Origin of the sequence: Sphingomonas crocodyli (assembly GCF_004005865.1) — a bacterium.
Classification (GTDB): Bacteria; Pseudomonadota; Alphaproteobacteria; order Sphingomonadales; family Sphingomonadaceae; genus Rhizorhabdus; species Rhizorhabdus crocodyli.
The window spans coordinates 20,803-41,800 of the sequence record NZ_SACN01000004.1; the positions used below are offsets into that span (position 1 = coordinate 20,803).

A 20,998-nucleotide genomic window follows, 5' to 3' on the forward strand; every position below is an offset into this window, starting at 1 on the left:
AGGTCATCGCTTGTGGCGAATACCCCTCCACCGCTTCGCGGTCCCCCTCCCCCTCCGGGGGAGGATCAAATCAACCCGGCGTCTCGTCGACGGTGCGGTACCAGAGCATGTTGGCGGTCCAGCCCTTCTTCTTGGCCTCTGCCGTGAAGAGTTCGCGCCAGTCGTCGCCGCGCAGCGGCGGTGGGGTGGCGACGAGGCTTTCGTCGAAGGGCTCGCGGCCCGACAGCAGCAGCAGGCCCGACAGCCCCTCATGATCGGTATCGACCGGGATCCGGTAGCTCGATCCGCCCAGCGGGGTGATCGCGGTGCCCGGATCGTGGAGGATAGCCTCCAACTCGGCGCGGCTGTTCGCGATCTTTTCGAACTGGCCGTTGGGTTCGATCCCGTAGAAGGCGAGGCCCTCCCCTTCGGTGCCGACGTCGATATCGACCGGCACGCGCACCACGAGCTTGCCGCCGGTCTGCGCGAGTTCGAACTTCGATCCGGGCGCGAAGATGTGCGGGCTGCCCGCGACGCGGATCGGCCGCAGCGCGTCGAGCGGTTCGCAAATGCCTTGGCTGCCGACCAGCACATTGTCATAGCTGACGTTGACGCCCTTCAGTCCGGCATCGCCCAGCGCCTTTTCGACCGCGGTCTTCGCACCGGCCGTATCGAGCGCCACGCCCTTGAGCGTGACCGACACCTGTCCGCCGCGATCGCTGACGTCCGAAATGTCGATCCACGAGCAGGCGATGTTGGGCAAAGCCGATTCGACCGCGGCGCGCGCCTGTTCGTCGGGCTTGCCGTTCTGTGCCTCGACCGTGGCGGGCGTGCCGCCCTTGCCGCCGATCACATAATAGCCGCCGATCGCCGCGAGCAGCAGCGCGCCCGCCGCCGAGGCCGCGATGATCGCCTTGTTCGGCCCGCCGCTCTTGCCGCCGGCACCACCCTTGCCCTCGAGCGAGATGTCGGTGAGCTGGACCTGCTGGAAAGGCTGGGCGGTGGTGAAGGTCGCCATCGGCGTGGCCGTGTCGCTGGCGCGGCGCTGCTGCCGCGCGCCGTCGATGACCGAGAGGACCGCGTCCATCGAGCGCAGGCGCTGCGCCGGATCGGCGACGAGCATCGGTTCGAGCATCGGCACCAGTTCGGGCGCCACGTCGCTGAGATCGACCCCGGCACGCCGCTTGTCGACCGCGTCGACGAAGGTCGCGCCCATATCGAGTTCGCGCCCGCGCGCGACCGCGAGGAGGACGAGGCCGAGGCTGTAGATATCGCTCCACGGCCCGACTTCGCGGCCGAAATCGCCCAGCTGTTCGGGCGCGACATAGTTGAGCTTGCCGGCGAAACCGTCGCCCACGATCGTCTTGCTGTCGGGCGCCAGATCCTTGGCGATGCCGAAGTCGATGATCTTCGCGGCCTTCAACTGCCCGCCTTCGAGCAGGACGTTGTCGGGCGAGATGTCGCGGTGGATCGCGCCCAGGCTGTGCGCGACGCGCAGACCATCCGCCAGACGCCGCGCGAGCGCGCGCACGTCGGCCGGGGACGGCTTCAACGTGGTCAGCACGTCGGCCAGGTTGGTGCCATCGACGAATTCGGTGACGATGTAGAGGACGCCCAGCGTCGGTTCCTGCGCCAGCACGCGATACTGGACGAGCGCAGGGTGGCTGAGCCGCGTCAGCGTGCGCGCTTCCTTGCGAAACATCGCCTGGACATTTTCATCCGCCGCGAGCGCGGGGAGCATGACCTTGATCGCGACGCGCTCGTCCGACTGATCGTTGATGCCTTCGAACACCTCGCCCATGCCGCCGCGCGCGATAAAGCGCGTGACGCGGAAGATGTGGTTCAGCACATCGCCGATCTGGATATGGCCGGGCGCGCGCGCGGGTTGCGCCGGGGCGGGGCCGCCGGCGTTGAAGACGGTGCGTTCGTTTTCGGGGTCGCTCATCGCGACGCCTCCCCACCCAGCGCGAGTTCATCGGCGGTGACGCCGACGACGCAGACGGTGACATTGTCGGGCGCGCCGCGATCGAGCGTCATCGAGACGAGCTGATCGGCGATGCGGCTGGAGCCGCCGCCGCGCATCACATCTTCGATCTCATGATCGTCGACCACGCCGGTCAGGCCGTCGCTGCACAGCAGGAAGATGTCGCCGGGCACGACTTCATCGACGAAGGCGTCGATCTCCATCCCGCCATCGACGCCGATCGCGCGCGCAAGGACATGGCGCATCGGATGGACGGCCGCTTCCTCCGGCTTGATGAGCCCGCGGTCGAGCATCATCTGGACCTGGGTATGATCGACGGTCAGCTGCACCAATTGCCCTTCACGCAGCAGATAGGCGCGGCTGTCCCCCGCCCAGAAAATACCGAATCGATCGCCGAGCATCGCAAGCGCGACGACCGTCGTGCCCATTTGCGATCCGCGTTTTTGCGATTCGGCAAAAATCTTTGCATTCGCGCCATAAATGGCGTCGGAAACCGACTCGATCAACGTATCAAAAGCCGCCGCCGGCACCGCTTCGAGCGCGGCGATCGTCGTCGCGGAGGCCCAGTCCCCGCTTTCGTGCCCGCCCATGCCATCGGCAACCGCCCACAGGCCGATGTCGCCGCGCGCGCAATAGCTGTCTTCGTTGTGCGCGCGGACGCGGCCGGTGTCGGTGCGGGCACCGGTATCGATACGAAACGCGCCCATCAGTTGGCCCCACCCGGCAAGATCATCATACGCCACAGCCCCTCGGGATGCTCACCCGACAGGGTGGCCTCAGGAAACTCGTCATTGCCAAGCGTCCACCATCGGTCTTGGCACGAAGCGCCGCCGCCGCCAACTGCGGCCGCCGCAAGCGCATCGTAAAGCTGATCGACCTGCCAGCCCTGATCGAAGCCGTCATAGAGCCGGTCTTCGCACAGCGCGGCGGCATCATCGCCGACGTCGCCATAGAGCGCCGCGACGATCGGGAAGCGGCGGCCCGCGCCATCGACCGACGGCGCGAGCGCGCCCGCCATGCGGATATCGTCATGCGTCAGCAGGAAGCGCCAGACGGGCGCGCGATCATAGGCATCTTCGAACGCCGCATCGCCCAGGGTGCGCCGCGCGTCCGACAACTGGCCCGACAGCCATCCGTCCCACCAGTCGCGGGCCGCGGCATCGAGCCCGCGCACCACGAAGTCGCGATGGGTGGGCAGCTTTCCGAAGACGAAGGCGTTCACGTGTCGCTCCCGCTCTCCTGGCTGACGGCGGCCACCGGCGTCGCCGCCGCGACCAACGACCGCGCGTTGAGGATGATCAGCACCGCGCCGATGATCGTGACGACCGCGATCGCGCCCAGCGCCGCGATCAACTGGGTCCGCCGCTTCGCGCGCGCCGCCGGATTGCTCTGCACCAGCCCGGCCTCGGGGAACATCACATCGCCCAGCAGACGGTTGAGGAAATAGGCGCGGCCCGCGCCGGCCACCTTCTGACGCGGCTGATCATAGACATCGGCCATGCCCGACATCATGCGATCGAGGGGCGTCCCCTCCTGCATGCCGCTGGTCAGGTAGAAGCCGCGCAGTACGCCCACCGGCTCGTCGCCCGCAAAGGCGCGTTCGAGGAAGCGGACGAGGCGCGAGCGCAGCGCGCCGATCTGGCTGGGGAAGCCGAGGATCAGCGCGCGCCGCTGCGCATCCGCCTCCGCCGACAGACGCCGCGCCTGCCGCGCCGAGATGGCGCGCGCCAGTTCGTCGAACGCATCGACCAGCCGCTGCGACGCGGTCGGCCCGTCGGCATAAGGAAGCGTGTGGCCCAGCACCGCGCGCCGCCCCTCGACATCCAGATCGTCATGATATTCGACAAAGCCGGCGATCAGATCGGACTTGGTGAGCAGGACGTAGATCGGAATGCCGACGCCCAACCCCTTCTTCACTTCGGCCAGGCGGCGGCGGACGGCATCGGCATGGCCGTCGATCGTCGCGCGATCGCCGCGCATCAGTTCGTCGACGCCGATCGCAACGATGACGCCGTTGATCGGCTGCTTCGGGCGATTGGCTTTGAGCAGCCCCAGAAACTCCGACCAGCCACGCGCATCGACCGCCGCGTCCGAATCCTGGCTGGTGTAGCGGCCGGCCGTATCGACCAGCACCGCCTGCTCCGAAAACAGGAAGTCGAGATTGCGGGTACCGCCGACGCCCTTGAACTGATCGGTCGAAACCGGGAAGCGCAGCCCCGAATTGACGAGCGCGGTCGTCTTGCCCGCGCCCGGCGGGCCGATGATCACATACCAGGGCCGGCTGTAGAGATAGTCGCGCTGCCCGCCGGCATTCTCCCGCAGGCTCTTGAGCGCGTCGGTCATCCGGCCGGCGAGGATCTTGCCCTCCTCATCCGCGCCATCGCCCGCGAGCGAGGCGGCGATCGCATCGGAGGCGGCGCGCGCATTCATCACCCGCGCGAGCGACACCGCGCCCCAGACGGCGAGGACCGCGACGACGATCGCGCCGCGAATCCACAAGGCGCCGAGCGCGGGCACCACGATCGGCGCGCCAATCGCGAGGACGACGATCGCGAGGAGCGCGATCAGCGCGGAGACGACCCACCAATTTGCGAAGATGCGCCCCATGATCACATCCTCCCGACGACGACATAGAGCGCAATCAGCAGCACCGCCGCGCCCAGCGCCGCGAGCGCGATATAGAGGCCGAAGCCGACCTTGGTCATCGGCGCCTTCTGCCCACGCCACTGGCGGACAAGCTGCCCCGCGCGCGGCGCTTCGAGCCCGGCGACGAGGCCCTCCATATAGCCGCGGATCGCGCCGGCTCCATCCTCGTCCCGGTGGAAGCGACCTTCGTAACCGGCGGCGATGCAGGCGTGGTGCAGTTCGATCAGGTCGCGGCCATTATCGGGGCGGGCGAGCAGATTGTCGCACGACTTCCAGAAGCGATCTTCCTCGACATCGTCCTTGACGAAAGTGGCGACCATCGACCGCTTCTTCCATTCGTCGGCATCGGCGCCGATGCCCGGCAGATTGCCGACCACATCGTCGACCGTCGCGCACAAGGCGTAACGGGCGGCGGCGCATTGCTGTTCGGGATAATAGTCCGCCGCGATCCGATCGAAATCGCCGATCGCGGTGGCGGCGCGGCGATTGAGTTCGGGCAAGGCGACGCGCGCCCGGCCCGTCCGCACGCTGGCGATCAGCGCGAGCAGCGGGGCGGCGGCGCCCATCATCGTGTTGCGCAGAACCGGCGCGGTGGCGGGTTCGGGTACGTCGTCATGCGCAAGGCCGGGCGCACCCGCAGGCGGCGGCGCAGTGGGCGTGATCGGCGTCGCGGGCTTGAACTGAGTCGCGCCAGTCTTCAGCCCCTGTAGCGGCGACGGACGAAATACCGTCCGGTTCGGTGCCGGCTGTTCGCCGTTCGCGCTCATGATCGGATACCCCTATCCAGCCTAAAGCATTGCCGCGTCACGCGATCACTCCCCCACGATGACGCAGCTTATTCTCTTTAAAGCACAGCTTTTCGTTCGTCGGAAGGCACGTTATCGTAAGAACGAGGGCAGCAAATGCTTCGTGTTTAGTAGCGGGAGTAAGCATGATGGGTGACGAATCGAGCTGGTCGTCTGACTTCGATCTGTCTTTCGATCCCAAGACCTGGGATGTCGGCCCCGCCGCCGGCCCTGCCCCCGCCATCATCGAACGCGGCCATGTATCGCGCTTCGCGATGTCGCTGGGCGGATCGGGCCTGATCCTCGCGCTGGGGGCCGCCGCCGCTTTGCTCGCACGCTAAACCGATTGCGCTGAGGGCGGCTTCGCGCCGAAGCGCCACACCGCCAGCGGCAGGATGAAGGCGAGCAGCACGAAGCTCGTCCCCAGGCTCATATTGAGCCCCTCGGTCGATCCGCCCCACCACGGCATGCCCGTCAGTTCGAAATCGAAGATCGACCCGAACGATCCGACCGCCGGATTGGGATCGAGGCCGAGGACCAGTTGCTCGCTCCAGTTCCACGCGAAATGCGCCGCGCAGGAGGCGAGGAGACCGCGGGAGCGCAGGGTGAGCAGCCCGAAGAAGACGCCCGCCAGGAAGATGTTGAACAAAGTCAGAGGCGGGCGCGGGCCGCTCGCCAGATGGACAACCGCGAAGCCCAAAGCGGTCAGCATCACCGCGGCCGCCCCGCCCCACACCTTTTCGATCACCGGCTGCATCCAGCCGCGGAAATAGATTTCCTCGGTGGTCGTCTGGAACAGGATCAGGAAGGTGCCGCCCCACCACCACAGGTTGATCCCGCCGCCGGACCCGCCACCGCTCAACCCGCCGCACAGCCAGGCATAGCCCATGCCGATCGCGACGCCGCCGACGCCCATCGCGAACGAAGGGCCGACCCAGCGCGCCGGATGCGCGCCGACCTGCGGCCGCACGCGCGAAAAGGCGCAGCCGACCAGAGCAAGCAGGGCCAGCGGCACGAAGATCGCGAGGGTGAAAAGCGTATCGGCGAGCGGCGGGTTCGCATCGATTTCGGGATGGCCATCGAGGAAGGCGCCCGCCCCTTCGATACAGCCCATCACGATCAACGTCGCGACGGCCACGAGAATCAGAAATTTGAGGATGGTCTTGCGACCCCTATGCCGGTCGTCGCCCGCGATCGTCGCCATGTCCACCCCCACGCCCGGCGATTCTCGCCGGTGTCGCTACCCACAGGCGGGCTTATCCCCCATCCTCAAAGCCCGCGCTGTGCATCAAGTCACAAGCCGTGCCGCCTGACAAGGCGACACGGCTGCGTGGTAACGGAGCAGAAACGATTTATTTGGCGGCGACCGTATGCGGCTTGTCGAGCATCGTCTTGCTCGCGTCGCCGACCACGAAATAGGCGCCCCAGAAATAAGGATGCGAATAAGCCGGCTGATGCATCAGCCCGCGCTGCGCATCGTGGAGCGCGTCGGCAATCTCTTCGGTCCGGCCGCGCGTGTAGAAGGTCTTGAACAGCTCGTCCGATTCGCCAGCCACCGACACCGGCCAATAGGTCGCCAGCACGGCGCGCGCATTGGCGGTGAGGAAGGCGCGGACGAGGCCGTCGAGCGATCGGCCGCTATCTTCCTGCCCGCTGCGACGCGCCGACGCGCGGCTGGCCGACGCCGCCGTATCGCAGGCCGACAGCACGACCAGATTGGCGTTGAGGCGCAGGCCCGCCACTTCGTTGAAACTCAGGAAGCCATCCGAATGCGGCGGCCCCAGCGTCGTGAGCAGCGACGGCGGCACGGTGGCGCAGCCCAGCTTGATTTCGGGCAGGCCGTGGGTCGCGAAATGGACGACCTGATAGCTGCTCAGATCGTCGCGGTTGAGCACGGCGGTGTCGGTGAACGCCTCCCCCGTGATCCGCGGCGCATTCGGCACGCCGAGCGAGCTGGCCGCGATATCGAGCTTGCGCGCGTCGATCGGCTCGTTCGCCTCCGAAATGCGCGCGAGTTCGGCGCGCGATACGGGGCAGCCGAGACCGATCTGCTCTGTCCGGTTCGCATCGACCGCGTCGATCGGCAGGCCGTGATTGCCGAAGCCGATGAACGGATTGCTCGCGGTCGATTCGGGCAGGCCGCGCGTATCGACGAACGAACGCGGCGACAGCGCGATCGACAGGCTTGCCTCGTTCGCGAGGAAGTTGACCTGGCTATAATCGTTGAGCACCGCGCGGCGGCGGATCGGATCGGTGATCCCCTTCGCCTGCAGACGCGGTCCGTTGATATAGGCGGTGACGCTGGCCTTATCGATCACCAGCACCGACGCTGGCAGGTTCGCGAGCGGACCCGAAGGATCGACGACGATCGCCTTGGCGGTGGCCAGCTGGCGTTCGGCCGGGCCGGCGATCAGGCTGAACAGCGCATAGGACTCCGGCACCTTGAACGGCGCGCGCGATCCATCAGGCAGGCGCACCGAAGTGCGCACGATCTGCGCGAGCTTGCGCAGGTTCGCCGAGCTTTCTCCCGCCGCGTAGATCGTCGCCCCGGTCTTCGCGATGACGATGCCGTAGGTGCGTGCGCGGATCTCCGACAGCTTGAAATAGAGTTCGTCGGCGGCGAGCTTCGCCTGCACCTCCGCGATCGTGACCGGACGATCATCGATCGCCTGCGCGCGACGGTTGCTCTGCAACTTGTCCTCGAGCGCGATCAGTTCGCCTTCCTTGGCCTTGCGCGTCTCATCGAGCGCGGCGCGCGCGGCGGGGTCAGCATTGGCGTCGGCGATCTGGTAGCGCAGGCCCGCAATGTCGCGGTTGAGTTCGGCACGCTGGCGCAGCAGCATCGCGGTGCCGCTGTCGGCGGAGACGACCTGCTGCAGCTGCGACAGCTGGCGCGCGATACCGGGTTCGCCGACCGCCTGGATCGCCTGGAAGAAGCTGTCGGTGGCGGCGGTGGCCTCCGCCCCCTCGCCCTTTGAGGTCTTGATCAGCAGGTCGAGATAATCTTCGAGCCGCGACGGCGCCGATGCGCCACCACGGCCGGAGGCGAGCAGGGTTTCGATCGCCTGGCTATAATCGGCCAGCACCGCCGACGCCGGATCGCCCGCCTGTTCGCGTAAAGATGCGCGTTCGATCTGGGTTTCGGGGATGACCGGGCCCATGCCCTGCCCCGCCGCCGCGATGAGTCGCGCGCGTGTCGCCCCGTCGAGCGGGATCGCGCAGGCGGCCTCGCTGTTCGGATGGCCGGCGCGCAGGGCCGCAAGCGCGCAATCGAACTTGCCGACCGCCTTGGCATAGCCCTGACGCCGGACATCGCCGGTCATGGCTTCGGCGGCGCGCGCATCGATGCGGCCCGACTGGCGCTCGATCTGCGCGGTGAGCCACAGCAAGGCCGCCGGGCTGACCTGCGGATCGCCGAGCAGGCCGCCGACGCGGATCGCCGAATCCTGCAGCGCATCCTTACCCTTGTCGAGCGCGCCGGGCGCGTTCTGCGACAGCAACGCCACGCTCATCGCCCAACCGCGCTGCGCATCGAGCACGACCTGCGAAAGCTGCGCCGACGACCGGCTCGACACCGCCGACGACACGTCGTTCGCCTTGGGACGGTTCAGCTCCGCGATCAGCGCGGGGTTTTCGAGCGGGAAGCTCGCCTGCGCGGTGTTGAGCGCGGCGAGCGCGCGGCCCCAGTTGCGCCGGTTGAGCGCATCGAGCGCGCGATAGGTGGAACGCTTGCGCTGGAGGAAGGCGGTCTGGTCGCTTTCAGGGATCGTCGCGAGCAGGGTTTCCGCCTGCGCGAAATGATCGCTCGCGGCCTCGCCGAACTGGATGTTCGAATCGGCCAATGCGGCTTCGAGCAGCAACTCGACCTTCACGCTCGCCGCCGTGCCGTCCGACAGGCGGCTGAGCGCGTCGTTCAGCACGCGCGACGCCTCCGCATACAGACCCTGGCGGTTGAGCGAGATGCCGTCGCGCAGCGGGATGCCCGGATCGAATGTCGCATCGCCCGCCGCGGTCGCCACCGCCGGCGCATCGGCCAGCGACGCGACGTTGATGCCAGACGGGGCCATCGCGACATCGGCCGCAGGCAACTTGCCCGTCGCCAGCGCCGCCAGCGCACGCGCCATCGGATCGATCACCGCGGACACCGCCGCACCGCGATAGGAGGTGCCGCTGCGCGTGAAGCTGACCACCACGGCGCGCGCCGCGAGCGCCTGATCGTTGCAGCGCCGCGCCTCGACCGGGCCGATCCCGGCGACATCGACCATCGACGGCGCGCCGCAATCCTCCACCTTCTCCGCCTTGCGCGCCTTGGCCGGCACGATCGAGATCGACGCCATAGCGCGGCTGGCCGACACGCCTTCGCAGGCGATGGCATAGGCGCTGTCGAACTGGCTGGTCAGTTGCGGATCGTTCCAGCTGCGGCTGGCGGTGCAGCGATTGGCATTGCTGTCACGCCCCACCGCGAAACGATCGGGCAGGGTCGGTTGCGTGACGGCGCAGCCGCCCAGCAGACCAGCGACGATCAGCAGCGAGCCGGCGGCCCGGATCAACGATGCGGCCTTCACTGGTCGGCTCCTTCCTTGGCGCACTCATCCCCGTCGCAATCGCCCTCCTCGGTGCCCGGCACGAAATCGATCGTGCCGAGATCGGAGAAGAGCGCCTCGTTATTCGCGCCGACCACCGGATCGAAGGCGAGCGCGAGATCGTCGGCGGAGCGGAACAGGTTGATCGTGTTGGGATCGAACACGCCCACTGTCGGCGGGGTGATCGAGGTAATGAGGCATCCGCCACCGCCCGACCCGACCAGACAGCCGTTGAGGCGGGTATTGCCGCGGTTGAGATCATCGACGACGATCACGTCGGGGCCGAGCAGAGCGGCCGCGCTGGCGCTCCGCCCGTTGATCGTGCCGAACATCGCAAAGGCGTTGGCCGCGCCCGACCCGCTCGACGTCAGCCGCAGCGCGACGCCCGATTCCTTGTTCAGCACCACGCCCGCCGTGTCGCTCGACAGGCCGGTATTCTGGAACAGGGCATAATCGGTGAAGCTGATCGACATGCTGGATGCCTTGACCAGATCCTGCAGCGTATAGGCCTGCCCGCCGCCGTTGATCGGGGAGAACAGCGCCGAACTCGGCTGCGCGACGAAGCGGTTGACGACTTCGCCGACCGCCAGATCGTCGATCACGCTGATGAAGCCCGCATCCTGGCCCACCGCGACGCGGATCGCGCGCAGATCCAGATCGGCATCGCCCATGTAGAGCCGCCCGCCACCGCCCGACGTTGCCGCCACGCGGATGAAGCTGGCCTTGTCCGCGGTCGTCGTCGCCTGGCCGGTGACAGCCGGGATCAGGCTGGAATTGCCGCCCAGCCGGATCGTGCGGTTGGCGCCGCTGGTCTGGAAGGTGCCGGTGACGTCGATCTGGCCGGTGGTCAGCACCTCGAACGTCTTGCTGCCTGCGGTGTTGGCGAGTGCGAAGGCCCCGATCTTCACGCCGCGCGTCGCGCCGTCGATCGTCAGGTTGGTCGACGCGATCCGATTGACCTCGGCGGTCGACAGATCGAAGCCGGCGCTTCCCTCGGTGCTTTCGCCCAGACGCATCAGGCCGGGATTGCGGCTGGTGACCGTCACGCCGAAGGCACGCACCGCCCCCTGAATATTCGCATCGCGCGCCGTGAGCCGCAGCAGGTTCGCCGTCGCCGGCGTCGCGCCGCCCGCAAACACCGTCCCCGCCGACGCGAGATTGGCGACGCCCGCGACATCGAAGGTCGTGGTCGTACCACCACCGCCCTGCCCGAAGCTGAGATCGCCGGCGCGCGTCGTGACGGTGAGCGCGCCCGAGGCCACCGCATTGCCGATCGTCGCGCTGTTGGCAGCAAGCGCCGCATCGCCATTGGTGACGGTCAGGCTGGTCAGCCCGATCGTGCCCGCCGTCGTGTTCAGCCCGAAGGATTCGGTGCTAGTCAGCGACTGGATGCTGACATTGCCCGTGGTCGTCACCGGGGTCGAATAGGTCGTGAAGCCGATATTGACCTGCCGCACCCCGCGCGCCGCGACGGTGCCCAGCGTCAGCGCAGCACCTGCCGTACGCAGACCGATCACGCTCTGCCGATTGGTACCACCCGATATCGTGCTGCTCGCATCGAACAGGATCGATCCGGCCGCATCCAAGTTCAGCGAACGGACGAAGCCGGTATCGGCCACCCCGCCGCTGTTCGAAAGAAGCGTGAGGCCAGCGCCACCGACAATATCGCCGCCAGTGGCGGTAAGCGCGATCCTGCCGCCCGCTGCCTGCGTTTCAGCATCGGCATCGACGCCCAGCGCCAGCGTGGAGCCGGTCAGGCTATAATCGCCGCCGACCGTGACCGCGCCTGGCATGGTGATCGCACCCGCCGTGATCGTGAGATTGCCCGTCGCCGCAGCCGAGCCGAGCGTGACGGCGTTACCGCCCGCCGCGATCGTCGCATTGCCCCCCGTCGCGGTCAGGCTGTCGAGCGCCAAAGCGGTCGTGGTCGCCAGATCGACCGAGCCGGCCGTGATCGTGGCCGCGCCCGCGCCGTGCGTCACGGTGCCCAGCGAAGCCGCCCCGCCCGCATTGACCGCCAGCGCGCCGCCAGCGGCGATGCCCGTCCGCCCGCTGACCCCGCCAAGCGTGGTTCCGGCCGCCAGCGTCACCGCCCCGCCCGCATTCACCTGATCCACTGCCAGCGCGCTCGAAGCACTTAGCGTCGCGTCGCCACCCGTCGTCACGGTCCCGATGCCGATCACGCCATTGGTGGTGCGCAGCGACAGGCTCTGCGTCGTCGTGATCGCGGTCGCGCTGATCGGACCGCTGGTGACGAGCGCCGACGTCGCACCGTCGCTCGCGCCGACCGCCAGGAGGTTCTGCGCGTTGACATTGCCGAGCGACAGCGAAGATCCACCCGTCGCGAGACCGATACCGAGGATATCGGCACCGGCATTGATCGTGCTGCTCGACGCGAAGGCGATATTGCCGCCCGTCGCGCGCAGCAGCACCGCCCCACCGCCCGCATTGTCGCTGTCCGACCTGAGCGTGAGGCCCGCACCGCCATTGAGATTGCCGTTGGTTGCCGTCAGGCGAACGCGACCTGCCGCCGCCTGAGTAACATTTCGACCAGAGGCGTTCAGATTGATGCTGGCTGCGTCTGCGACATAATCGCCGCCCGCGGTGACGTTGCCATCGAGATTGAGCGCGCCGCCAGCAACGATGATCGTGTCCGCGCTGGAACTGAGCGAACCTGGCGCATTACCGATGCTGACGTTCACGAAAGGCCCGACGTCGATGTTTCCACCCGCATTGAGGTTTATCGAGCCGCGCGCATTGGCGATCGCGCCGGCGCTGATGCTCCCGCTCGCAGTCAGATTGACGGTGCCAGCCGCCGCCTGACCGGCCTGCAACGAGTTGAAGCTGATATTCCCGCCATTCGCGGTGAAATCGGCGCTGGTGCGAAGCGTTATTGCCCCAAAGGGAGAGAAGCTGATGCCGCCCGCTGTAGCCAGAAGCTTCGCGGAGCCGCCAAAGAGCGGGGTCGAGCCGATACCGAAGCTGAAGCTTGGTGCGATGATGTCGATGGCCCCGCCCGACAGCGAGTCGACATTCGCGGTCGTCGCCATCGCCTGCACGATGTCGGTGGCACTCAGCTTGTAACCGCCGTTGATGACAATACGCGCGAAATCGGGAGCGGGCCGTCCGTCCGCAACAGGGCTGATCGCCCTGCCAGTGATCGATCCTGTCGCGTCGAGCGAGATCGCCCCCGTGACTGAATCCGCGCGAATATTCCCCTTGGTGTTCGACGTGACGCTGGCCGCGGTGCCGCTGCCGAAAATCAAATCGCCATCGGTGACATTCTCCCGGCCAGCGGAAATCAACGCGGCCCCGCCCACATTGAAGCTCGTCAGCGTAACACCGCCTGCGCCCCGAATAGTCAGGCTCGTTCCGGCCTGAACGTCATCTGCGGTTAGGGTGCCCGTGCCCTGCGCTTGGCTCGCTTCCAATGTCACGCTGCCACTGGCGGCCGTGACATCGCCCACCGACAGCGATCCCGTTGTCGACTGAACTTGAGCGAAAGTCGACGTCGCAACGATATCGCCCGCTGTTACATTCAACCCGCCACTGACTTCAACGAAACTACCCGTCAGATTGCCGCCCGTCACACCGCCCTGGAATGAACGCAACCGCACGCCGCCCGCCGCGACGATATCGCCGACGGCGATGTCTCCATTGGCGGGAACGCCGCCCGTATAAACATCGATACCACCCGAGAGGGTCGCATTGCCGATCGTCACGGTGCCGAGCCGCGCCTCAAGGCCCGTCACCGACTTCGCCGTGATGTTGCCAAGCTGGACGGCCTTGCTCGCATCGTTCGTATTCACGACGATATTGGATTGTTGAGCCGTCCCACCGTTCAACGTCGAGCCAGCGGCAAAGTTGATCTCGCCCGCGCTGCTCGCCAGCGTGACGGTCCGGGTGTTGCCCGCGTCCGCCACCCCGCCCGAGTTGGACGTGAGCGTCAGTCCGGTGCTGCCCGTCACGCCGTCACGGCCGCTGATCGAGATGGCGCCGGTCGCCTGCTGGAGGATGGTGGTGCCGTCGCCCAGAGTGACGGTCGCGGTGCCGGGCGAGGTGCGGGTGGCGGTGACGGTATAGTCGCCCGCCGATGCCGTCACCGCGCCGTTGATCGTGACCGAGCCGTCGGTCGAGGCGACCGTGACCGCCGTGCCGCTGAGGGTCGAGCCGGTGACGCCGCCGCCCGTCAGCGACAGGCTGTTGTCGCCGCTGATCGAGGTGAAGCCGAGCGCGCCGCCCGCGTTGAACGTAGCGGCGCCCGTTGCGGTGACGGCTTCGGTGTAGGTCTGCGCGCCCGACGTGGTGATCGCGCCGCCTGTCATGCTGGTCGTGCCGCCGCCGTTGACGGTGAGCGAAGCGAGCGCGGTCGATCCGCCCACGGCGCCGCCGAACGTGGTCGTGCCGGTGCCGCCGACCGTCAGCGCCTGCGCGCCGTTGATCGTCGAGACGAAATTGATGTCGGTGCCGGTGATCGTCGTCGACGCCGCCAGCGTGACGGCGTCGTTATAGGTCTGCACGCCGGTCGTCGCGATCGTGCCCGAGAGCGAGGTCGTGCCGCCCGCATTGGTGGTGATCGAGGTGAGGCCGGTCGCGCCGACGATGCTCGACGTGCCCTGCGTATCGAGCGCGAGCGTCTGCGCGCCTGTCACGCCACCGTTGAGCGAGATATTGCCGTTGGTGGTGCTGGTGAGCGTGGTGCCGGCGACGAGCGAGACGCTGTCGCCATAGGTCTGCGCGCCGGTGGTCGTCACAAGGCCGGTCGCGAAGGTTGTGGTGCCGCCCGTATTGGTGGTGAGCGAAGCCAGCGCATCGGTGCCGCCGACATCGCCACCGAAGCTGGTCGCGCCGCTGGCGTTGACCGTCAGCGCAAACGCGCCATCGACCGTGCCGGTAAAGCCGACCGTGCTGCCCGCCAGCGTGGTCGTGCCCGTCAGTGTCGTCGTCGCGTGATCGTAGCTCTGCGCTCCCGATGTCGTGATCGCGCCGTTCAGCGTCAGGAAGCCGCCGCCTTCGGCCGTGATCGACGTGAGCGGCGCGGTACCGCCGACGCCGCCCGCCAGCGTGGCCGAAACGCTCGACAGCGTGAGTGCGAAGCCGCCGTCCGCGCCGCCCAATATGTCGATCGTACCGCCGGCCGTGCTGGTGAGCGTCGTATCGGCCGTCAGCAGCAGCGCATCATTGTAGGTCTGGTTCTCGGTAGTTGTGACCGTGTGGGCTGTGGTGGTGCCGCCCGCGTCGGTCGTCAGGTTCGTCAGGGCGTTCCCGCCGCCCACGATGCCGCTGAACGTCGTGGCGCCCGTCGTATTGACCGTCAGGCCGTAGGCGCCGTTGACCGTGCCGCCCAGCGTGATCGCACCACCATTGGTGCTGGTAAGGATCGTATCGGTCGAAAGGTTAAGACTGTCGCCATAGCTTTGCAGGCCGGTGGTCGTGACCAGACCCGACTGCAGAACCAGCGAACCGGGTGCATCGGTGGTGAGACTCTGAAGTGCGGTCGATCCGCCGACATCGCCGCCGAAGGTGGTCGTGTCGGCAGTGTTCACCGTCAGCGCGAACGCGCCATCCACCGAGCCAGCGAAGGAGATCGCGCCCGAATTGGTACTGGTCAGCGCGGTGTTCGCGCCCAGGACGGCGTTGACCGCATAATTCTGGACGCCAGTGGTGGTCACCCCGCCGCCGTTCAGATTGAGCGTGCCGCCCGGAAAGAAGAGGAGCGAACTGAGCGCGGTCGACCCGCCCACCGCGCCGCCGAATGTGGTCGTCCCGTTCGTGATGACCGTCAGTCGCTGGTTGCCATTCACGGTGCCGGCGAAGGTGATCGCGGCGTTGCCGCTGTTGGTGGTCGTATCCGCTATCAGCGTGACATTGTCGTTGTAGGTTTGCGCGCCGCTGGTCTGGATGTCGCCGCCCAGCGCCGTCGTGCCGCCCGCGTCGGTGGTGAGCGACGTGAGGTCGTACGCGCGATTGATCGTCGAAATGCCGGCGGTATTGACCGTCAGGCCGACGGTGCCGGTGCCGGCGACGATGTTGGTGATCGCGATATCGCCCGACGCCGTGCTGGTCAGCGTGGTCGTGCCGCCCAGATTGAGGTCGTAATATCGCTGGTTGCCCGTGGTGCGGACCGAACCGCCGTTGATATTGGTGGCGATAAAGTCGGTGGTCGTCAGGCTGGCGAGCGCCGTCGTGCCGCCCACGGCCGCACCGAAGGTCGTGGCGCCGAACGACGTGATGGTCAGCGCAAAGCCGCCGTCGATCGTGCTCCCGAAGTTGAAGGGACTGTTGCCGGTGCTGACCAGCGTCGTATCCGCCGCCAGGTTGATTGCGCCGCCATAGCTTTGCGCGCCCGTCGTCGAGATCGTGCCGCCCAGCGTGTTAGTGCCACCGGTATCGGTGGTGATCGATGCGACGCCGGTCGCGCCCGCAATCGTCGTGACGCCTGCGGTGTTGATCGTCAGACCGAACGCGCCACTCGTCCCGCCGTTGAGGGCGATGTTGCCGCTCATGCTGCTCGACAAGGTGGTCGCCGCACCCAGCGTCACCGCACCGCTATAGGTCTGCGCGCCGACGGTCGCGACCGAACCGCCATTGACCGTGGCCGTAGTGACAGTCAGGTTGTTTAGCGGGCTGGTCCCGCCCACCGCGCCGCCGAAGCTGACGGCGTTCGCGCCGAGCGAGAAGGCGCCGTTGAGCGTGCTGGCGAAGGTCGCAAGGCCACCATTGGTCAGCGTCGTGTTCGCGCCCAGCACGACCGCGTCATTGAAGGTCTGCGTGCCGCTGGTCGCGATCGAACCGCCGTTGATATTGGTCGTGCCGCCCGCATTGGTCGTCAGCGTCGTCAGCGCGGTCGTGCCGCCCACCGCCGCGCCGAAGGTCGTCACGCCCGTGGTGTTGACGGTCAGCGCGAAGCCGCCGTTGATCGTGCTGTCGAAGATGAAGTCGGCATTGCCGGTGCTGGTGAGCATGGTGTTGGCCGCCAGCGTGATCGCGCCGTTATAGGTCTGCGCGCCGACGGTCGAGATCGTGCCGCTGAGCGTGTTGGTGCCACCCGCATCGGTAGTGATCGAGGCGAGGTTGCTGGCGCCCGAAATCCGGCTGTTGCCCTGCGTGTTGATCGTCAGCGTCTGCGACCCGTTGGTGCCGACAGAACCGCTGTTGAGCAGGATGTCGCCGCCGGTGGTGCTGGTCAGCGTTGCGTTGGTCGTGAACGACGTGCCGCTATTGTAGGTCTGCGCGCCCGTGGTGCGAACGAGGCCGCCGACGACCTGCATCGTGCCGGCGCCATTCTTGGTAAAGCTGGCCAGCGCAGTGCCGTTGCCGACCGCGGCGCCGAACGAACTGGTGGTCGCGGAACTGATGGTCAGCGTCTGGGCGCCATCCACAGTGCCGCTGAACAGCACGCCGCCGCCGGTGCTCGTGAGCGTCGTATCGGCCGCGAGCGTGATGTTTTCGCCATAGGTCTGGCCGCTGCTGGTCGTCACGCTGCCCGCGGTCAGCACCAGCGTGCCGGCAGCGTCGGTTTGCAGGCTGGTCAGCGCGCTATTGCTGCCGACCGCGCCGGTGAAGGTGGTCGCGCCGCCGGTGTTGATGACCACGGAGGCCGCGCCATCGACCGTGCCCGCAAAGGTGACGTCCGAATTCGAGAAGCCGGTGATCTGCACCAGGCCGCTGAGCGTCGTCGCCGACTGATTGTAGCTCTGGCCGACCGTCGCATTGAACTGGCCGCCGAGCGTGAGCGTGCCGGCGCCGTTGGTGGTGATCGATGTCAGCGCCGCCGTGGTGCCGACGCCGCCGCTGAGTGAAGTCGCGCCATCGGTGCCGGTGGTGAGCGCGAAGGCATTCTGCGCACCGCCGGTCAGCGTGATCGCGCCGCCGCTATTGCTCGTCAGCGTGGTGTCGGCCGCCAGGAGCAGTCGGTTCGCATAGCTCTGCGCGCCGCTGGTCGTCACGCTACCCGCCGTCAGCGCGAGCGTACCGCCGCCATTGACGGTAAGGCTGGCGAGTTCTGCGTTACCGCCAATCGCGCCGGTCACGCTGGTCGCGCCGCTATCGGTAAGTGTCAGCGCCTGCGCGCCGTTGATGGTGCTGGAGAAGGTGAGGCCCGCGCCGCTGATCGTGCTCGTGCCCGTCAGGGTGACGGCGCCGGTATAGGTCTGCGCACCCGTCGAGGCGATCGATGCGCCGATGCTCGACGTGCCGCCGACCGACAAAGTGCTGAGCGCCAGCGAACCGCCGACCGCGCCGCCGAAGGTGGTCGTCCCCGCCGTCGCCAGCGTGAGCGAGCGGTTGGCCGCGAGGCTGTTCACGGTATCGGTAAAGCTGATCCCCGCATCACTTGTGCTGGTGAGCGTTGTGTCCGCACCCAGCGTGACCGCACCGCCATAGCTTTGCGTGCTGGTGGTGGTGACCGCTCCGCCGTTGATCGCCGCCACGCCGACGCTGATGTTACCCAGCGCCTCCGTCCCGCCGACCGCGCCGTCGAAGCGCACGCGGCCCGCCGTCAGCGAGAAATTGTTGCCGCCGCTGCTGTCCAGAGTGCCGAAGAAGCCCGCCGTACCGCCGTTGGTGAGCGTGACGTCGGCGCCCAGGACGACATTGTCGAGATAGCTCTGCGCGCCCGATGTGCGGATCGAACCCGTGTTGATATTGGTCGTGCCACCACCATTGGTGCTGATGCCCGTCAACGCAGTGGTGCCGCCTACGGCCGCGCCGAAGGTCGTATCGCCCGAACTGGTGACCGTCAGCCCGAATGCGCCGTCGATCGTGGTGGTGAAGTTGAACGCACTGTTGCCCGTGCTGCTGAGCGTCGCATCGCCCGTCAGAGTGATCGCGTCGCCATAGCTTTGCGCGTTGGCGGTGCGGATGTTCGCGCCGATCGAGGTGCCGCCGCCCGCATCGGTCGTCAGGCTGGTGAGCGCAGCAGTGCCGCCCACCGCGCCGTTGAACGCGGTGACGCCGCCGGTGTTGACCGTCAGCGCCCGCGCGCCGTTGATAGTGCTGTCGAAGCTGATCGCACCCGCATTGTTGCTGGTCAGCGTGGCGTTGTTCGTGGCCAGCGTGATGGCGTCGTTATAGGTTTGCGCGCCCGTGGTCGTGATCGATCCACCATTGATCGCGGTCGTGCCGCCCGCATTGGTGGTGAGCGAGGTGAGCGCCACCGTGCCGACCACCCCGCCGAAGGTGGTCGTGCCGCTGTCCGCAATCGTCAGCGCCTGTGCGCCGTCGAGCGTGCTGGAGAAGGTGATGCCGTTACCGGTCAAAATCGCATCGGCGCCCAGCGTGGTCGCATCGCCATAGCTTTGTGCGTTGCTGGTGCTGACGCTGCGGATCGTGGTGGTGCCGGCCCCGCTGGTCGTGAGCGAGGTGAGCAACGCATTGCCGCCGACCGCCGCGCCGAAATTCTTCGCGCCGGCGCTGGTGACGGTGAGGCCAAACGGACCGTCGACGGTATCGGTGAAACCAATCACACCGCCGCTGCTGCTGGCGAGTGTAGCGCCCCCCGTCAGCGTCACCGCGCCGGTATAAGTCTGCGCGCCGCTGGTGGAGATGTCGGCACCGATCGAGCTGAGGCCCGAAACATTGAGGCTGGTCAGTTCATTGGTGCCGCCAACCACGCCGCCGAAACTGGCGTCGCCGGTGATCGAAAGCGATTGCGTGCCGTTAACGGTGCTGGCGAAGCTGACGGTCGAGCCGGTGAGCGAAGCGTTCGCGCCCAGCGTGACGGCGCCGGTGTAGCTCTGTGCGCCGGTCGTCACGACCGTGCCGTTGTCGAGCGTCACGGCTGTCGCCCCGGCGATCGTCAGCGACGCGATGTCATTGATCGCCCCGATCAGCGACGCGACGCCCGACGACGCGGTGACGGTCAGCGCGCCCGCGCCGTTGGTCATCCCTTCGACCGCCGTCAGCGTCACGTTCCCCGTCGCCGACGAAACCGTCGAAACGCCGTTCAGCGTCAGCGTGCCCACGAGGAGCACGCCATTGCGGCCGGTGATATCGACCGTGCCGCTCGACGTGATGTCGCCGCCGCCTACGACCGCGCCATCGCCATTGGTTTCGGTGCCCCCGAAGGTCACGCCCGTCGCCGCCGTGCCGGCCGCCAGCACGACGCCCCGGTCGGTCGCCGTCGCGGTCGTCGCCGTGATGTTGGCGTCGACGCTGAGCGTGGCAGCGGCGACGGCATCCTGCGTGGCGAACGCCAGCGTCACGTTCTGGCCGTTGATCGTGCCGCTTGCCGTGATTGCGTTCGCAACCGTGGTGCCGCGATTGATCTGGAAGGCGAGAGGGCTGCCCACGCTCGCCGTCATCGTGATGTCAGTGCCCGCAACGAAAGCGGCACTTCCGCCCGTCGCCGTCGAGCTTGCGCCGATGTCCTGGGTCACCGTCGCGCCCAGAAACACCATATTGCTGGCGGTCTGGATCGTCCCGCCATTTATCGTCACACCGGTCGTGTCGTTCGCTCCGCCCATGAAGCGCAGCGTGTTCAACCCGTTCAGGAAATCATTGTCGTTGGTGATGTTGAGCGAACTGGCGATCAGGGCACCGACATTGACGTTGGCGCCAGTACCGATGGTGATGCCAGCGGTGTTGAGCAGATAGACCGAGATGTTCGGAGTCGTGGTGGTCAGGCTACCATCGATCACCGATCCGACACCGCTGATATCGCGGTTCAGCACCGCCACCGGCGTCGTACCGGCTCCGGCCGTGCGGACATCGGTGAAGTTCGCCGAATTGCCGGTCGGAATGTTGAAGCCGTTCCAGTCGATGATCGTGCGATTGGCGCCCAGATCGACCTGCAGGCTCGTCGCCGTGGGATTGGAGATGGTGGGCATCGCGCCACCGACCTCGGCTGAGATCGCGACGTTCGCGACATCGCCCGCCGTCGGCAACGCCTGCGCGCGCGCCGTCTGCGGCATGACTACGATCATGCCGGTCATCAGGATCGTCGAAACCGACAGCTTGTGGCGGATCTTCGCTGGACGGATCTTCACCGGGCGGCTCCCCATAGCCTGCTTCTCGCTACG

9 protein-coding genes are annotated in these 20,998 nt (G+C 67.3%); 1 reads left to right on the forward strand and 8 read right to left on the reverse strand.

The annotated features are described in order from the left end of the window. Positions 1-70: 70 nt before the first annotated feature. From EOD43_RS20170 to icmH, 5 genes are read right to left on the reverse strand one after another with little or no spacing between them, the layout of a single operon-like run. Complete coding sequence (locus tag EOD43_RS20170) at positions 71-1,924, reverse strand: serine/threonine-protein kinase (RefSeq protein ID WP_127745856.1); 1,854 nt, start codon at positions 1,922-1,924, stop codon at positions 71-73. After that, positions 1,921-2,670, reverse strand: coding sequence for a PP2C family protein-serine/threonine phosphatase (locus EOD43_RS20175; RefSeq protein ID WP_127745857.1), 750 nt, complete (start codon positions 2,668-2,670; stop codon positions 1,921-1,923). The genes EOD43_RS20170 and EOD43_RS20175 overlap by 4 nt, the downstream gene beginning before the upstream one ends. Further along, entirely contained in the window at positions 2,670-3,185 is a 516-nt protein-coding gene (gene tagF / locus EOD43_RS20180) for a type VI secretion system-associated protein TagF (RefSeq protein ID WP_127745858.1), read from the reverse strand. Before tagF ends, EOD43_RS20175 begins: the two co-directional genes overlap by 1 nt. Next, a complete protein-coding gene (gene tssM, locus EOD43_RS20185; protein ID WP_127745859.1) occupies positions 3,182-4,570 on the reverse strand; it encodes a type VI secretion system membrane subunit TssM in 1,389 nt (462 codons plus the stop codon). Before tssM ends, tagF begins: the two co-directional genes overlap by 4 nt. Positions 4,571-4,572: 2 nt before the next feature. Beyond that, entirely contained in the window at positions 4,573-5,376 is an 804-nt protein-coding gene (gene icmH, locus EOD43_RS20190) for a type IVB secretion system protein IcmH/DotU (RefSeq protein WP_127745860.1), read from the reverse strand. Between the two features lie 164 nt (positions 5,377-5,540). Here icmH and EOD43_RS20195 point away from each other — a divergent pair, with 164 nt between their 5' ends. Then, positions 5,541-5,735, forward strand: coding sequence for a hypothetical protein (locus tag EOD43_RS20195; RefSeq protein ID WP_127745861.1), 195 nt, complete (start codon positions 5,541-5,543; stop codon positions 5,733-5,735). Here EOD43_RS20195 and EOD43_RS20200 read toward each other — a convergent pair. The 3 genes from EOD43_RS20200 to EOD43_RS20210 form a co-directional block, all read right to left on the reverse strand. Further along, the gene (locus tag EOD43_RS20200; protein WP_127745862.1) at positions 5,732-6,598 is read right to left on the reverse strand and encodes a CPBP family intramembrane glutamic endopeptidase; all 867 of its coding nucleotides are present in this window, start codon (positions 6,596-6,598) and stop codon (positions 5,732-5,734) included. The genes EOD43_RS20195 and EOD43_RS20200 overlap by 4 nt on opposite strands. Positions 6,599-6,746: 148 nt before the next feature. Then, positions 6,747-9,959: a CHAT domain-containing protein gene (locus EOD43_RS20205; protein WP_127745863.1), complete on the reverse strand. Its 3,213-nt coding sequence runs from the start codon at positions 9,957-9,959 to the stop codon at positions 6,747-6,749. Continuing rightward, positions 9,956-20,965, reverse strand: coding sequence for a filamentous hemagglutinin N-terminal domain-containing protein (locus EOD43_RS20210; RefSeq protein ID WP_164857375.1), 11,010 nt, complete (start codon positions 20,963-20,965; stop codon positions 9,956-9,958). Before EOD43_RS20210 ends, EOD43_RS20205 begins: the two co-directional genes overlap by 4 nt. Positions 20,966-20,998: the final 33 nt, after the last annotated feature.

What these genes read in the sequence shown, in the direction of transcription:
- EOD43_RS20175 (WP_127745857.1), bottom strand. Translation starts at nt 2,670, where the DNA reads ATGGGCGCGTTTCGTATCGATACCGGTGCCCGCACCGACACCGGCCGC.
- tssM (WP_127745859.1), bottom strand. Translation starts at nt 4,570, where the DNA reads ATGGGGCGCATCTTCGCAAATTGGTGGGTCGTCTCCGCGCTGATCGCG.
- EOD43_RS20195 (WP_127745861.1), top strand. Translation starts at nt 5,541, where the DNA reads ATGATGGGTGACGAATCGAGCTGGTCGTCTGACTTCGATCTGTCTTTC.
- EOD43_RS20200 (WP_127745862.1), bottom strand. Translation starts at nt 6,598, where the DNA reads ATGGCGACGATCGCGGGCGACGACCGGCATAGGGGTCGCAAGACCATC.
- icmH (WP_127745860.1), bottom strand. Translation starts at nt 5,376, where the DNA reads ATGAGCGCGAACGGCGAACAGCCGGCACCGAACCGGACGGTATTTCGT.
- EOD43_RS20170 (WP_127745856.1), bottom strand. Translation starts at nt 1,924, where the DNA reads ATGAGCGACCCCGAAAACGAACGCACCGTCTTCAACGCCGGCGGCCCC.